Origin of the sequence: Oribacterium asaccharolyticum ACB7 (assembly GCF_000238075.1) — a bacterium.
In the GTDB taxonomy this organism is placed as follows: domain Bacteria; phylum Bacillota; class Clostridia; order Lachnospirales; family Lachnospiraceae; genus Oribacterium; species Oribacterium asaccharolyticum.
This window is the reverse complement of sequence record NZ_JH414504.1, coordinates 140,104-155,633: the sequence shown is the minus strand read 5'-3', so window position 1 is coordinate 155,633 and position 15,530 is coordinate 140,104. Positions and strand designations below refer to the sequence as shown.

Annotated in this window: 12 protein-coding genes; 1 reads left to right on the top strand and 11 read right to left on the bottom strand. The window is 38.0% G+C overall.

Going from position 1 to position 15,530, the window contains the following annotated elements; translation table 11 throughout:
- Positions 1 to 21 precede the first annotated feature (21 nt).
- From HMPREF9624_RS00600 to HMPREF9624_RS00570, 7 genes are all read right to left on the bottom strand, one after another.
- Positions 22 to 1,029 carry an ABC transporter permease gene (locus HMPREF9624_RS00600; RefSeq protein WP_009536062.1) on the bottom strand — a complete coding sequence of 336 codons (1,008 nt, stop codon included), beginning with the start codon at positions 1,027 to 1,029 and terminating at the stop codon, positions 22 to 24.
- An 88-nt stretch (positions 1,030 to 1,117) separates the two neighbouring features.
- On the bottom strand, positions 1,118 to 2,617 hold the full coding sequence (locus tag HMPREF9624_RS00595) for a sugar ABC transporter ATP-binding protein (RefSeq protein WP_009536061.1): 1,500 nt from the start codon (positions 2,615 to 2,617) through the stop codon (positions 1,118 to 1,120).
- A gap of 102 nt (positions 2,618 to 2,719) precedes the next feature.
- Complete coding sequence (locus tag HMPREF9624_RS00590; RefSeq protein ID WP_036594650.1) at positions 2,720 to 3,916, bottom strand: ATP-binding protein; 1,197 nt, start codon at positions 3,914 to 3,916, stop codon at positions 2,720 to 2,722.
- 147 nt (positions 3,917 to 4,063) lie between these two features.
- The gene (locus HMPREF9624_RS00585; RefSeq protein ID WP_009536059.1) at positions 4,064 to 4,489 is read right to left on the bottom strand and encodes an Rrf2 family transcriptional regulator; all 426 of its coding nucleotides are present in this window, start codon (positions 4,487 to 4,489) and stop codon (positions 4,064 to 4,066) included.
- 254 nt (positions 4,490 to 4,743) lie between these two features.
- Positions 4,744 to 5,532: a protein-ADP-ribose hydrolase gene (locus tag HMPREF9624_RS00580; protein ID WP_009536058.1), complete on the bottom strand. Its 789-nt coding sequence runs from the start codon at positions 5,530 to 5,532 to the stop codon at positions 4,744 to 4,746.
- 109 nt (positions 5,533 to 5,641) lie between these two features.
- Positions 5,642 to 6,589: an SIR2 family NAD-dependent protein deacylase gene (locus HMPREF9624_RS00575; RefSeq protein WP_009536057.1), complete on the bottom strand. Its 948-nt coding sequence runs from the start codon at positions 6,587 to 6,589 to the stop codon at positions 5,642 to 5,644.
- Positions 6,590 to 6,623: 34 nt separating this feature from the next.
- Positions 6,624 to 7,259 carry an NAD(P)-dependent oxidoreductase gene (locus HMPREF9624_RS00570; RefSeq protein WP_009536056.1) on the bottom strand — a complete coding sequence of 212 codons (636 nt, stop codon included), beginning with the start codon at positions 7,257 to 7,259 and terminating at the stop codon, positions 6,624 to 6,626.
- A 421-nt stretch (positions 7,260 to 7,680) separates the two neighbouring features.
- On the opposite strand from HMPREF9624_RS00570, the gene HMPREF9624_RS00565 reads away from it, so the two are divergent.
- On the top strand, positions 7,681 to 8,313 hold the full coding sequence (locus HMPREF9624_RS00565) for a DJ-1/PfpI family protein (RefSeq protein WP_009536055.1): 633 nt from the start codon (positions 7,681 to 7,683) through the stop codon (positions 8,311 to 8,313).
- A gap of 60 nt (positions 8,314 to 8,373) precedes the next feature.
- Here the strand turns inward: HMPREF9624_RS00565 and HMPREF9624_RS00560 are convergent, their stop codons facing one another.
- From HMPREF9624_RS00560 to HMPREF9624_RS00545, 4 genes are all read right to left on the bottom strand, one after another.
- A complete protein-coding gene (locus HMPREF9624_RS00560) occupies positions 8,374 to 8,649 on the bottom strand; it encodes a hypothetical protein (protein WP_009536054.1) in 276 nt (91 codons plus the stop codon).
- A gap of 56 nt (positions 8,650 to 8,705) precedes the next feature.
- Positions 8,706 to 9,926, bottom strand: coding sequence for an Mbeg1-like protein (locus tag HMPREF9624_RS00555; RefSeq protein ID WP_009536053.1), 1,221 nt, complete (start codon positions 9,924 to 9,926; stop codon positions 8,706 to 8,708).
- 284 nt (positions 9,927 to 10,210) lie between these two features.
- Entirely contained in the window at positions 10,211 to 12,073 is a 1,863-nt protein-coding gene (locus HMPREF9624_RS00550) for an AbiA family abortive infection protein (protein ID WP_009536052.1), read from the bottom strand.
- 21 nt (positions 12,074 to 12,094) lie between these two features.
- Positions 12,095 to 15,529 (bottom strand): type I restriction endonuclease subunit R, encoded by a 3,435-nt coding sequence (locus tag HMPREF9624_RS00545; RefSeq protein WP_009536051.1) that lies wholly within the window; start codon positions 15,527 to 15,529, stop codon positions 12,095 to 12,097.
- Position 15,530: the final 1 nt, after the last annotated feature.

Below are 15,530 nucleotides of genomic sequence, written 5' to 3'. Positions count from 1 at the left end.
CTATATTATAGCAATCCTCACTTACTGCTTATTCTTCTTGGAAAACAAATTTCCGTTTCGAACCAAGACATCCATGAGTACTGCCAGTACCACAATTACACCGATTACAATTCGCTGAATACCTACCTGCGCTCCCACCATGTTCAAACCATTTTCCAAGGTCTGCCAAAGCAGTGCTCCCTGGAAGGTTCCCAGTAAGAGACCGGAGCCTCCAAGAGGAGATACTCCTCCGATTACACCTGCTGCAACACCGTACATTTCGTACATATTTCCGGCTTCCATATTTCCCATTCCGGCCTGTGCGCAGAGGATATATCCTACAATCACAGAGCAAAATGCGGAAATCAGGTAAGTTTTCTTGATTACGGAAACAATATCCACACCGGATAATCTGGAAGCTTCTTTATTGGAGCCAACAGCATAGATATGCCTTCCCAGTTTGGTTTTCCCTAAGATAAAACTGAAAATCAGGAAAATCAAAAAGGCAATCCAGAAGGTCGTGTAGATGCCCAGAATCTTTCCGTAGTAAAAGGCATCCTGAAAAAGTTTACCTTGATCCTTTCCTAAGATGCTGGCAATGTTATCCGTGTTTCGGTTTCCGTTGACCAGATAAGCAATGCCTCTTGCCACAAACATGGTTCCCAGGGTGGCAATAAAAGGAGGCATCTGGAACTTTCCTACCAATTCTCCGTTCACATATCCGATAATAAGGCCAATCAGGAGGCTGACCAACAGGGCTACCATAATAGGCACTCCTCTTGTCATCAAGCTTGCGGTCACCATGGCACTCATGCCCACCACGGAACCGATGGATAAGTCAATATTTCCGGTAATCATGACAAAGCTTTGTCCGATTCCGATGAGTAAATACTTTGCCATGGAACGAAGAAGATTTAAGTTGTTTTGTAAAGAAAAGACCTTGTCATTGATACATCCGAAAACAACGTAAATGATTACTAGCCCCACAAAGGCAGTAATTGCTCCTCTCATTCCTCTGATTCTCAGTATTTCTTTTACTTTGTTTTTCATTTTCACTCCCCGCAAAACAGATATTTTTCAAGCCTGATACTCCCGCTTTTCTTAGCTAAGCCCTTTTCTCCGTAACTGATTACCTCGCTTATACCTTTTCTTCATACCTTGTTGCAAACTTCAAAATATTTTCCTGATTTGCCTCTTCCCGACTTAATTCCCCTGTGATTCTCCCATCACAGAATATCAAGATTCGATCGGACATTCCCAGCACTTCTTCCATTTCCGAAGAAATAAAGAGAACACCTACTCCCTTCTTCTTCAGTTCATTCATAATTTGATAAATTTCCACTTTGGCTCCGATATCGATTCCTCTAGTGGGTTCATCAAAAAGGATTACCTTAGGATTTCTTACCAACCATTTGCCTAAAACCACCTTCTGTTGATTTCCTCCGGAAAGATTCTTGGAAATCATTTCCCGGTCCTTAGCTTTAACATTCAAGCTTTTTATGGTATCCTCACTAATTTTCAACTCTAATTCCTTAGATAGAACTCCTAAAGAATTTTTCATGCTGTCCAGATTAGGAAGGGATATATTCTCTCGTATGCTTAAATCCGTACAAAGTCCGTCTTTTCTTCTGTCTTCCGGAATCAAAGCCATACCGAGCTCTATGCTATCTTTAGGTGTATTTGTCTTGACTTCCTCTCCAAAAAGGTAGATTTTCCCGGAAGTCTTTTCATCCACCCCGAAAAGCGCTCTGGTCATCTCCGTTCTTCCCGCTCCCATCAGCCCCGCAATTCCAAGGATTTCTCCTTCATAAAGGCTAAAAGAAATATCTCTTACCTTTGGGCCGGCATTTAAATTCTCTACCCTAAGGATTTCTTTTCCCTTTTCGCAAAGAATTCGAGGAAATTTGTCCTGAATTTCTCTTCCCACCATGTGGCGGATAATGTCATCAATGGAAAAATCCTTTAAATCTCCGGAGATAACATTTTCTCCGTCTCGTAATATACTGACCTTGTCCGCAATCGCCCGAAGCTCATCCAACCTATGAGAAATATAGATAATTCCTCTCCCCTCATCCCTTAGCTTTCGAATTACCCGGAAAAGGTCCTCAATTTCCTTTCTGCTCAAGGCGGATGTGGGCTCGTCCATAATGAGAACTTTGGCATTTTGAGAAAGAGCCTTAGCAATCTCCACCATCTGTTGTTCCGATACCTTCAGATCCCCCGCTAACTCCGTAGACTTCATGCTGATGCCCAAATCATCCAAAATCTTCTGGGCTTCCTCATCCATCTTTTTATGATTTAGACTTAAGCCTTCCATTACTTCTCTACCCAGGAAGATATTTTCACTTACACTTAAATCATTACACAGGTTCATCTCCTGATGAATGATGGCAACGCCCTTATTCTGAGCCTCCTTAGGATTTTGAAAATGGCAAAGCTCTCCATCTAAATAGATTTCTCCGCTGTCTTTACTGTAGATTCCACTGAGAATCTTCATTAAAGTGGATTTTCCTGCACCGTTCTCTCCTAAGAGCGCCAAAATCTCTCCATGACCTAATTCCAGATTCACGCCCTTCAAAACCTTGGTACCGGAAAAAGACTTGGCTATATTCTTCATTTGAACCAAACTGTTCCCCATATTCGCCTCTTTTGCACAATCTAAAATATCCCTTTTCTTTCATTCTAAAAGATTTAAAAAGAAAGAAAAGGGAGAATATTTTTAGATTCCGGGGGAAAATTTTTATGCTTTAAGCATCCAGTCACTAAGGTTCAATATTTTTATACCATCAATGTCATACTCTTCATGTCCTGTATTCGCTATAAGAATTTTAGGATAAGAATCTTTAATTGACTTTAGCGGAGCTAACTCTCTTGCTAAGGTTATCTGTTCAGAAATATTGTCTGAAACTTGAATATATATTTTTTCGCTTTGCTTCATCGCAACAAAATCAATTTCCTTTTGATATAATTTTCCTACATAAATATCATATCCTCTTCGCATTAATTCTAACGCAACAAGGTTCTCATAAGCCCTTCCATAATCCATATTTCTACTACCTAGTATGGCATAACGAAATCCTAAATCACTAAGATAGTATTTATCGGATGTTTCCAGATATTTCTTTCCACGAATATCATATCGCTTTACTTTGTAAAACATATACGCACTACATAAGTACTTTAAATAATTTCCAATTGTAATGTGATTTGTTTCATACCCATTTTGCTTGAAAAAAGTACTTATTTTGCTGGCAGAGGTAAGATTGGAAACATTATCCATCAAATAATCCGTTAAAGAGTCTAAAAGAGCTTCTTCTTTTATGCCATACTTATCCAACAAATCCCTCTTAATAACACTTTGATATACATCTTTTATATAAGATACTTGATCTTCTTTGTCCCTGTAAATGTATGCTCCTGCCAATCCTCCTTCCACGAGATAGTTTTGAAGAATTTGCGTATCAGTTCTCTTGAAATCATAGTATGTACAATACTCCGACAGACTAAAAGGAAATATAGGAATCTCTATAAATCTACCTGTAAATAGTGTAGACAAATCAGAGCTTAGTAAAAATGCATTAGAGCCGGTAAGATAAATATCATATTTTCGACTATTGTATAAGCTGTTGATAGCTAGTTCAAACTGCTTACAAAACTGAACCTCGTCCACCATAACAACATTCAAAGTCTCCGTTTGATAAGCCTCTTCAATATAATCATATAAAGACTTATAGCTTTTTAATCCTTCGTATTTTAAATCCGCAAAGTCTATATAAATGATATTCAAGCTTTTCACATTTTTTCTAAGCCACTGCATATAGCTTCTCAAAAGCTCTGATTTTCCTGATCTTCTTAATCCTGTAATAATTTTAATATCCGGAGTGCCTTGCAGGCGAATAAGTCTCTTTAAATAAGTTGATCTTTCTATAATCTTCATCATTCACCCACTTTCAAAACTATAATTTTTTTCATCTTTTGAAAGTATTCTATCATTCCTTTACGAAGCAAACAACGAAAAAATATACGCTTTACGTATGAATCTCCGGAATAAATACAGATAGTTTCTATTGACGCGATGACTTAATTATTTTCTATCCATCCTCTCATACACCTCTGCCACGGAATGCTTTTTCAGTTCTTCTTCAAACTTTTTCTGCACTTCCAAAAGACTCTCATCTAAGATCCTATGAATATTTTTTCCTACGGGGCAGTTGGGGTTTGGCTTCTCATGAAAGTTGAAAAGCTCTCCCTGCCCGCTGGTTTCCACCGCCTGATAGATGTCTAAAAAAGAAATATCCTTTAAATCTCTTGTAATATGCATTCCTCCAGGACCACGTTTAATTTCGATGATTCCCGCTTCCCGAAGCTGAGACATAATGTTTCGAATAATTACCGGGTTACTGCCGATACTGGCGGAGAGAAAATCGCTGGTTAGTTTATATTCTTCTTCAAAGTATTTCACCGCAATTAATATGTGTAAGGCAATGGTAAATTTGGTTGAAACCTGCATAAATCCTCCTAAAAAAATTATATCTAATCTCCATTATGCTCCCGATGAAAGTCCAGCAGCAGACGGATTTGAATTTGTATCCTTATCACAGACTTTGTCTACATATTACAAGCTTTGTCTACATCACCTTCCAATGAGCAAAAAGCCATGATGTAATTTTACATTTTACATCATGGCTTTGCAAGCTTATTTGGGATAGATTTAATCTTCTTTTTCCCTCGCTTATTCTTCCCTTATATTTCTCCTTCGCACCCCTATCCTTTTAACAACTCTTCATAAATCCCTTTGTCCTCATCAGTAAAGACATTGAAAATAACCCTTTCCACGGTACTTTCAGGATGCGCATCCAGCCATTCCCTTACCGTACTTACCGCAATCTCTGCCGCCTTGTCCTTGGGAAACATAAATACGCCGGTGGAAATACAGCAGAAAGCAACAGACTTACATTTTGCTTCCGTAGCCTTCGTAAGGCACGCCCGATAGCAGGATTTAAGCTCTTCCATTTCTTTCTCTGTCAGTTCTCCCTGCACGATCGGTCCAACGGTATGAAGTACATATTTTGCCGGAAGATTATAGCCCGGCGTAATCTTACATTGGCCGGTGGCTTCCTCATGGCCCTGCTCCTGCATTTGCCGAAAACAGGCATAGCGCATCTGCACCCCTGCCATGCTGTGCTCCACATTGTCAATGCAGTTGTGGTTCGGAATAAAGCAGCCCAGCAAAGCACTGTTACAGGCATTGACAATGGCATCCACCTTCAATGTACTGATATCTCCTTGCCAAAGCACGAGTCTCCGGTCCAGGGCTGTGGCTTCCAAACTATCCCCATCCACTATCCCCTTTTCACGGGTAATTTCCTGTAAAAAAGTATCCTGCATTTTCAGAAAGTCCTCTGAAGCTTCCTTAGGGCTTCTCACGTTGAAAAGTCCACGGAGGAGTCTCCACTGTTCTTCCGAAGTTTTCGGAATCGGATAATGGGCATACTCCGGCATTTCCTTTTGCAATTCTTGAATCAGCCATATCCTTCTTTCACTTTGATTCATTGTGCTCCTCCTTTCAAAGCTTCCCTATGGAAAAAATTCTCAATGACAGCATTGCAGTTCTGCTAGATATAATACCTTAAAGCAAGCCTTTGCTATAAACTCTCTCTAGCTATACCGAATCCATCTTCAACAGATCTCTAAGTACCTGACCAATGTCTGCATTCAGGCAAATGCTTCTATCCGAAATTTCCCTACTGCATCCCGCCTCTCCCAGATTCAGACAGGCGTAGTAAGCATTGGGATTCTCATCGGTATATCGCCAAAAGGGGAATTTTATAATCACAGGGGTATTCATCCCTACTCCAAGCTCCCAGTATAAGACATGCTTTCCCTTATGACTATGCAGAAAATCCTGATAGCGTTTTGCCGCCATTTTCCAGCCTGCATCCTCCACAAAGTTTTCATCCACCCGTAGATTCATAGCCATGGGGAGTCCATCATCCGGGCAAATGGGAATAAGATCCGTGGGAATAGACATTTTCAGCTTCTTATCCTCCGGCAGCTGAAAAATCCCCGCATTATCCCGGACAAAGCCCTGGGCTTCCAACATTTTCTCCACAATTTCCTGATTATCATAAGTCTTCGCCAATGTAGGGCGGGAGCTTTGAAAAAGTCCGTAATCTCCCTGAGTGTAAAAGAGTCTTTCCTTTTCAAATCCTGCTCTTTGAAACTGATGATCCACATTGGTGGTTAAGACAAAGTAATCCTTTCCCTCTACAATCTTTTTGAGATTTCCGTAAACATCCGAGGGGGCATCAACGTATCGATTAAAGTAAATATGACGACTCCACCAAGCCCAAAATCCCTCAGGACTTTCAAAGGGAAAGAAACCCCCGGAGTAGATATCTTGAATAGGATATTTTTTAGCAAAGTCAAAGAAATATTTGTGAAAACGCTCTCCGCTATAGGTTAAACCCGCTGCCGTAGATAGTCCGGAGCCGGCACCCAGTACAATAGCCTCCGCATTTTGAATTTTTTCCTTTAATTTACGAACTTGCTCTTCGTAGGGAATATTTTCCCTGGGATGCTGTATGGTATTTCTATTAAAGAAAAACATGGGTACCGCTCCTTTCTATGATTTAACTTTAGAACTACGCTCCTACTACGGAAATTCTTTCCTGAATATGCTTTCCGGATTCGATTTCATCTACCATAGCAATGGCATAGTCTGCATAAGAAATCACAGACTCTCCGGCGGGATTTAATGTAAACTCTTCTCCGGCAAGGATATACTTTCCGCTTCTCTCTCCCTCTGCCTGGAAATCCGCCGCAGGACTGATGTAGGTCCACTTTACATCCTTTCTCTTTCTAAGCTCGGAAAGCGCTGCTGCCATGGCCTGCGCAAGAGGCTTAAATGCTTCCGGGAAGTTCTCCCCGTCTGCTACTTGAATCGTATGCTCCGGATTTACATAAAGAGATCCGGCTCCTCCTACCACCAAAAGTCTTACATCTGTGCCGGAGAGAATGTCCGCCAAGTGCTGTGTTGTCTTGCTATGAAGAGGAAGGGTTTCAGCTGTCCATGCGCCAAAAGCATCTACCACTGCATCATATCCCTTTAAGTCCTCTCTTGTAAGATCAAAAATATCTTTTTGGATATAGTTCTTGGCATCCGTATCATTTTCCGCCCTTCTTCCAAATGCTGTTACTTCAAAACCTCTGTTTACTGCCTCTGTAATGATTTTCTTTGCTGCTTTTCCGTTTGCTGCTACAACCGCGATCTTTGCCATGATTCTTTCCTTTCCGAGGATGCTTTCCTCTATACACTATTTTTCTTTGGTTTCTTAGACTGTGATTTTCTAAACTTTACTTTTTCAGTCTTGTCAAAGCTTTGTAATAGTTTTGGATCAGTCTTTGTTGTAATTTTATTTATTATATCTTTGACATGCTCAATATAGTACGTTCGAATTTTGTTGTCAATTATTTTATTACATCTTTTTCAAAAAAAAATCAAAGCCTATTCGACCGTGTCTATGAAGACACTATCAAACAGGCTTTCCGAAAATAACGCATAATAAAACTTTGCTTCTTTTTTATGGGAGGCAAGCTTTGCCAGCGTATCCAAATATTACGAAAAGGATGCTGATTGACTGCAGGTCAATAAGGTGAGAAGATTATGAAATACAAATTAGAAGTTAGAGGAGGACATAAATGAAAAAGTTTGCAGTAATCTTATATCCTGATTTTTCTTTACAAGAAATAACTTGTCTAACATCTGCATTAACAGTGTGGTTTGGTGAAAAACTTGATTTTATTGCAAGCGAAGATCAGGAATATTTAAGCGAGGAAGGCTTTGTCATTAGACCGACTAAAATTATTGGAAATATAAAAGCAAAAAATTACGATTGTTTAATTTTGCCCGGAACCATGAATCCATTACCCGCATTGTATGATGAAAAACTGATTGATTTTCTGAGAGAAGGCATTGATTTTGGAACTGTGTTTGCAGCAATTTCATCTTCTCCAATCTTGTTATCTAAATCAGGAGTTCTCAAAGATAAAAAATTTACTGCGGGATATTTTATGCAGATGACAGATACTTTTGATTTTATAGAGAAGGAAAACTTTATTCACAAAGGAATTGTTGAAGATAAAAATGTTATAACAGGAATTGGCATGTTTTTTAGGGAATTTGCAGAGGCAGTTCTAAGAAGGTTTGATTATGATATAGGAGACCATTTTATGACTGAAAAAGCTGACGATTTTACCGAAGAAGAATTAACATTTTATTGGTCTGATGAGGATTACAAGGAATTTTTAGACGAATTGAAATCTTATGAGTAAGCGGTAAAATAATCTGTCCTTTCAAAAAAATCCGCCATCATTCAGCCTGGCGGATTTTCTTTACCTTGTTTTTTTCATACTCTCGCAGGTGCACGGTAAAACTTCTTGCTTTGCAGTAACCTCCTCCAAATACATTTCCGCTATATAGGAGGGGCCGGTCCACCAAAGTTTTGTTGTATCATCATACAAGGCTTTTCCCGTCTTGGAAGCAAGGAAGTCTGCTAAGACTTCTTTGCTATCTTTTCCGGTGAATACCGATATTTCTTCTACCGCCATAGTAATAAGGAGATCAATTGTATAATGTAGTCTTTCTTTTGATATACTCAACTCAGCCATATCTTCTCACTTTCTATAAATTTTAGGCAAGATATTGTGGATTATATATAAATCCTCTACACCTTCCCTCCTTCCTCCTTTGTCTTTCCCATCACCTGACTAATGGCCGCATGACCGCCGGTTTGCACCTGACTTAGTAGCGCCTGCCCGCTGCTCTGTAGTTGACTGATCACCGTCTGCCCGCCGCTTTTGATCTGGGAAACGGCGGCTTGTTTACTGCTTTCCATCAAATTGCTTAAAGCATTCATGATTTCTTTTTTCTTCTCTTCCGGAAGCTTTCCCATCTCCTTCCAGATGGTTTCCATGTTTTTCATTAAATTTCCGGAAAACTCTATAAAGGTCTCCGACTTTGTACTTTCAATCAGGGAAAATGCTGTAGTACAAAGGGATTCTCTGCTTTCATCGTCCATGCTTTCCAGCCAGCTTCCCAAGGTGGTTTTCGTGTACTCACTAAGCTCATCCAGTTCAGAAGAGACAAGAGCATCCTTTTCCGCTTCCCAGGTCATGGCATCATGTTGTAAAATGCCCTTTGCCGTACTATGAATCACATGTTGCTTTGCCGGATTGGACAGAAGTTGCCCTATAATGGAGCTTTGCGGCGCAATGGTACTAATTTTCGGTAAAATCTCCTGAAATTCCGGAGTCTGAATCACTTCCTCTCGAAAGCCGGGGCCGTCATTATTATAAACTTGCACAATACGCTCCTTGTACTCAGCCTCGCAAAAAGCAGCTGCATACATGGCAAAGTTTCCACCTTTCGAGTGTCCCCCCAAGATAAGCTCTCCCTCCAAAACGGGAGCAATCTTGTTAAAATACGCTACTGCCTCTTTAGCGCCTGCAGTTTCCGATTGGCAGCTCATGAGAAAATCTTCTTTCCAGCCGGTAATCGTCTTATCCGTTCCGCGGAAAGAAATATAATTTCTGCCGTCGGGTAAGAGAAACACAAGGGCTGCAAATTGCTTCACCTTGTCCTTGTCAAAATCTTCCGCATAATAGCCGACCTTAGTATCAGAAAAGCGTTCCCCTTCCATCATTTCTTTCAGTAAGAGGGGCGCCCGCTCTGTAAACTCTCCTGTGGTCTCGATTTCTTCCAAGGAATGCTTTTCACAAAAATCCCGGAACAAATCTCTTAAATCAAAAAATCCATTCCAGTCCTCCTTCAAATCCCGAAAATCAATATAGGAAAGATAGGAAAAGATGACATTGTCCACCTCATTAAAGGGGGAAATGGACAAAGGTACATCGTTTCTCCATTGTAAGTAATCCAGTAATTCCATGCTTTACACTCCTTCTTTTACCCCTATTTTATTCTTTTGTCTCTGTTTATTCCTTTTTCAATCCGTATCAAATCTATATTCATGCTATACTCTTCGCATCCTCCTAGACTATTTAGAAATTCATTCAAAATGAAATATATAAATAATAAAAATATATTTTTAAAATAAATTGTCACTGTGGATTCGAAATAGACGATTTGGTCGACATATGAACTTAAGTACACAATCAGAATTACCCCTGTGTGGTTAACGTGCATGCTCAAGTATTATAGTAATAGTTTTGTTTATGAACTATGTTTTATTTTAAAATCTATTAATGACTGTAAATCTTCAATACTTGTTTTTATGTCTTTTGTTTTAAAATTATTAAGTAACTCTGCTGACGCATGAGCTAATGGATTAGCATTTCGAAAAGAATGTGCCTGCTTTATTATCATATCAGCTTTATCTATTTCCTTATAAAATTCCTTCAATGCTTGTTCTTTATAAAACGATTTATAATTTGGTTTTTTACTATTTGGGTCGTATTTATAAAAAAACGCCATATCAGCAGTGAATCTATCAAAGAAATTTTTATAAAAGGCATATTCTGCCAACGTATTATGTCGTTTTCTTTCTACCCAATACATGAAATACAGAAAGAAAGCTATCCAATCGTCGTCTAAAATTCTTAGATACTTATTTATTCTATCATTACGAATTATGGGTAAAAAGCTATTTTCACAACAATAAAAATAATAGTTTTTAAGCTTAGGACTATTCTTATTTAAAACCTCAAGTAAATCAATATGTCTAAATTCACTTTGAATTAAATAAGAAATAGCAATGGATGTGTCATACGAATTCCAGAGTCCACTCCGATTACGCTTAAACAACTGATTAAGTAAAGTTTTAATGGCCTTTTCACTCTTAGTCTTCATTATCATAATAGTTAGTCGCTTCGGATCCAAGCTAAGAAAAGAAACATCTGTCTTGATTATTTCACATATCGTAGATATGACTTTTTCATCTTGAAGTACATCCTCGCATTCATAAATATAATGATTATATATTTCTATAGGAGTAAACTCTATTTCATCTCTACTAAAATTTTGATTAAGCAAATCATTATAACTCTCAACATCTATACAGCCCTTTTTAAGTTCCAGCAAAAGACTATCTAAAAAAGCTTGAAAACCACCGTCAAACAACTCTTCAACATCATGATAAATTTCATAAAAAGATTCATCATACTTAGATTTTATTAATTCATGTTTGATTTCCATAGTAGATTTCAAACAACACTTCTTAGTATTAAGTGATAATCCGTACTCTTTCAAGATAGAAGAATACTCATTTCTAATCTGATTATATATGTCACGCAAGTTATCTATGCTATATTTAGAATCTATCAATATATACATATCATCAACATATCTAATAATTTTGAACGATGTAATTACTTTTATTTTATCTTTAATAAATTGATATATTCGATTATCAATGTCATCCATATATATAACTGTTGCCAAGTATGATGAAGCAATACTATTTTCTATCGTTGGAAATTTCCCATCTCCACAATATAAAAATAATTCTTTTATCATTTTAAACTGAGTGGCTGTAAAATGCGTTTCTCCTACATTGCTTCTCTTATCAATTTGCTTGATAAGAATATCCAAATTAATATTGGAAAAAAAGTTTGTTATATCAGTCTTAATAAAATATTGACATCCAGAAATATAAGTATTTATTGATTTATAGAATTCATCATAATCTTTTTTATATTTTGCACGCATATACTCGAAATTCCCTGCATAATAAACATTAATGCTCACATTCCTTGCAGGTTGATAATACTTCGATATTTCTTTCCCAATAGATTGGATTACTAAATAAAGTATAGGGGACAAAAGACTAGAATCTCTAAAGCTTCCGTCTCCTTTTTGCAGAAAGTTTTCTGATTGGTGCATTGCTTCAGGAAATAATACAAATGCAGCATTTTCTATATACTTTTTAAAAAATTCTTCACTTGATATATACTCTTCATCTTTTTTTGTAATCTTTGAAAAAGGAAACCACTGTAAATATGCTTTTTTACTACCATGACTTAATTTAAAATACATTTGACAAATCTGATTCCAAGTATCATATGTAAAGCCAAACATACTACATTCCCCTTCCTTAATCTAATCAGCTATCTTCTTATCATGAGAAGAAACAGTACTCTCTGCTACTCTTGTATGTTTTTGTTCTTCAAGCGGATAAGCAAAGGGCAAAACATTATTTTCAGATTTAGCCTCTGAATGCTCCTCAAAGTTTTCCACCTGCTCCATCACCTTATTAAAAACTTCCGGGCTGTACTGTGGCGGATAGCCATTCTTAATCAAACAAATTTTTATATCAAGCTTTAATTGATTACGAACATTCTGGTTATTAAGCCAGTCTGCAAATGAGGACTTCGTATCTATAATTTCCTTAACTTTTTTGGCAAGAGACTTACACTTATCATTAATCAAAATTCCATCAATCTCTTTATCTTCGCCATATTCAAAATTATGTTGGTCACGAAGAGCAATCAAAATGTCATAGAATGCCTTTTCTTCAAAAGTTAATCCTATCTTACGGAAACTCTCTCTATCTTCATTCATTTGACGAAGGATTTCTAAAGCTTGCTCAGTTGCAGCCTTGATAATATCTTCTGAAGCTGTTTCCTGAGTTGCTCCGGCTTCTTCGGCAGTAAGGTGCTTTCTTCTTTCATGATATTCAGCAATGGTCTTTTCCAGCATCTCTTGAAAAGACTTTGCTGCCAACTGATTAACTTTGCTATACTCCTTAATCTGCTTTCGAAGCATTTTGACAAGCAATTCCAGCTTTGTTGCCGGCATTTTCACATCAGATAACTTCTCAAAATATTCCGGAGAGAAGATATCTTCTTCCTCACCGCTTTCAAGAACACTTTCTACCTGATTGTATTTCAATGCTTCTTCCACCATTTTTGAAACTACACGATTCATGGTATCCGCATCGACATCGCTTGTCCCACTCATTTTACGCACAAAGCCTGCTATAGCAATAAAGCACTGAGCAAGAGCAGATTCTTCTTCTCCAAGATTACCTGACGGTTGACAAATATCAAAGGCACCTCTCATTCTCTTGACCGTTTTCAAAAAATACGTCATAAAAGAAACCTGATTGTTTTTTACAGCGCCTTCCGTATGCAAAACCTCTGTGGAAGCAAAAATATACTCAGCCGCTTTGGCAAGTAATTTATATCTTTCAAAGGGATTACACTCAGGGTTCAAGAAGGGAGCCAAATTATAATCACTAAACAACGATTTAAGTACTTCAAGTTCTTCTCTAAAGACAGAGGTAGCTTGTTCAACATCATCTGATGTAGGTGCAACAGAAGTATCTCCACCATAAATCTTCATGGCTTCACGCATATTATTACGAATACCTATGTAGTCGATAATCATGCCATAATCCTTGCCGGGATATTTTCTATTTACGCGGCTAATGGTCTGGATCAGCAAATGTTTCTTTAAAGGTTTATCATTGTATAAATAGGTAAGTGACGGAACATCAAACCCTGTAATCCACATATCCACTACAATTACAATATGAAAGTTAGATTTTTCCTGCTTAAAAGCTATATCCATTTCTTCAGAACGTTTATCATTTTTCACTCCTCCAAGGTAGTTATACATCTCAGATTCATCGTTGCTTCCTACACTGGACACCATAGCTATAAACGGCATAGGTTTTAATGCTTTCAATTCCTCCTCTGTTACCTTAACTCCTTCCGGCGTTTTCTTTTCTTCAAGCCATTCAGGATATTTTTCCTTGAATTTCAAAAGAAGGGAATACGCAATCTTTCTGCTTGAGCATACAATCATTGCTTTTTGAACCCTATCCGGATCAGCATCACAGGATGCCGTATAATGGTCATAAATATCAGTAGCAAGTCTTTCCAGTCGTGACGGTTCTGCGAGTATTACTTCAATAGAACTCATAGCACGTTTACTTGCTTCAATATCATCATATGTTGCGCCATCATCAGCACATAGTTTATAGTAATCTTCAATTTCCTTAGCTTTTTTCGTATCCAACAATACCTTTGCAATGCGAGGATGATACTTAATGGAAACGGTAAGACCGTCAGCAACAGCTTGATCCATTGTGTATCTATCAATTTCATCACCAAAGGTCTGATAAGTTTCAGCAATAGGTGTTCCTGTGAAACCTACAAATGTTGCCTGTGGAAACGCCTCTTTCAATACCTTTGCGTAGGGTTTTGATAGCATTGCCTTCATGTTTTCATCGGTATCTTTGCTAAACTGTATCTTTTTAGAATGTTCCAATTGTGTTCTATGGGCTTCATCAGAAAAGCACACAATATTTTTACGATCATTAATCAGACCGATTTTATCCTCTTCTCTGTCGCAGAACTTCTGAATAGTACAAATATAAAATCCACCGCTCTGTCTTGCGCCAAGCTCCTGTCTTAACTGTGCTCGGTTTTTCACAACAGATACTTCTCCAAGATTTAAAAACTCTTTACTCTTGGTAAATAACTTTGCTCCTTGTTTTTGTAATTCCTCTCGATCCACAATTAGAATAATTGTGGGTGAACCGATTTCCGGAATATTAGAGCATCTAAGAGCAAGCTGACGGGCAAGGAATGCCATGGTATATGTTTTACCGCATCCTGTGGCGCCAAAGTATGTTCCGCCTTTACCACTTTTAGTAACGACAGAATTGACTATGCTCTGTTTTAGAAGCTTGGACGCAAAAAACTGGGGATATCTACATACTATTTCCACTTCCGCACTATCATAAATGCTGTCTTGAAAATAAATATAATCTCTGAAAATTTCTAAAAATCTTACCGGTGAATACACTCCCTTGATCATTGTTTCTGTTTCTGCAAATGGCAAGGTCGAAACTTGGTCACCGTCATTCACACGCCTCCAAGCATAAAAATGCTCATAAGGCGTACGCACCGTGCCAAGTCTTGTTTTAACTCCGTCTGAGATACAAGCTAATGGGCAGTAGTGTAATAAATGTGGAATATCTCTCCAATAACGAATAGTAATCTGTTCCCATGCATCATAGACTGTTGCATGAGCATCGGCAGGATTTTTCAGTTCTATGACACACAAGGGCATACCATTCACAAATAACAGCACATCCGGTCTACGGTTTTCCTTTTGTCCGTTATTTGTATACTCAACCGTAAACTGATTAACAACATGGAAGATATTATTACCGGGATTCTCAAAATCTATAAGAGATACCATTTTTACCGTACCGTCTTGCAATGTAAACTGAATACCGTCAACAATCCAGCCATAAACCTTATGTAAGGTAGCAAAATCACTCTCTGCACCGACAAGACGAACATTATCAAAAATCTGTATAACCTCATCCTCTGTAAGTTCAGGATTTGTATCAGAGATAAACTTTTGGAAATCGTCAGCAATCAATACATCTCTTTTATTGATACGTTGTATATTATTGCCTGAGATATACTCCCAGCCTTCTGCTTCCAAAAATCCGATAAAGGCATACTCATATTCAGACTCACAGTAATGACCGCAATATTCCTTTAGCTTTGCCATA

Coding starts and splice junctions, on each gene's coding strand:
- HMPREF9624_RS00570 (WP_009536056.1), bottom strand. CDS start 7,259: ATGGCAAAGATCGCGGTTGTAGCAGCAAACGGAAAAGCAGCAAAGAAA.
- HMPREF9624_RS00555 (WP_009536053.1), bottom strand. CDS start 9,926: ATGGAATTACTGGATTACTTACAATGGAGAAACGATGTACCTTTGTCC.
- HMPREF9624_RS00545 (WP_009536051.1), bottom strand. CDS start 15,529: ATGGCAAAGCTAAAGGAATATTGCGGTCATTACTGTGAGTCTGAATAT.
- HMPREF9624_RS00585 (WP_009536059.1), bottom strand. CDS start 4,489: ATGCAGGTTTCAACCAAATTTACCATTGCCTTACACATATTAATTGCG.
- HMPREF9624_RS00575 (WP_009536057.1), bottom strand. CDS start 6,589: ATGTTTTTCTTTAATAGAAATACCATACAGCATCCCAGGGAAAATATT.
- HMPREF9624_RS00590 (WP_036594650.1), bottom strand. CDS start 3,916: ATGAAGATTATAGAAAGATCAACTTATTTAAAGAGACTTATTCGCCTG.
- HMPREF9624_RS00580 (WP_009536058.1), bottom strand. CDS start 5,532: ATGAATCAAAGTGAAAGAAGGATATGGCTGATTCAAGAATTGCAAAAG.
- HMPREF9624_RS00550 (WP_009536052.1), bottom strand. CDS start 12,073: ATGTTTGGCTTTACATATGATACTTGGAATCAGATTTGTCAAATGTAT.
- HMPREF9624_RS00560 (WP_009536054.1), bottom strand. CDS start 8,649: ATGGCTGAGTTGAGTATATCAAAAGAAAGACTACATTATACAATTGAT.
- HMPREF9624_RS00595 (WP_009536061.1), bottom strand. CDS start 2,617: ATGGGGAACAGTTTGGTTCAAATGAAGAATATAGCCAAGTCTTTTTCC.
- HMPREF9624_RS00600 (WP_009536062.1), bottom strand. CDS start 1,029: ATGAAAAACAAAGTAAAAGAAATACTGAGAATCAGAGGAATGAGAGGA.
- HMPREF9624_RS00565 (WP_009536055.1), top strand. CDS start 7,681: ATGAAAAAGTTTGCAGTAATCTTATATCCTGATTTTTCTTTACAAGAA.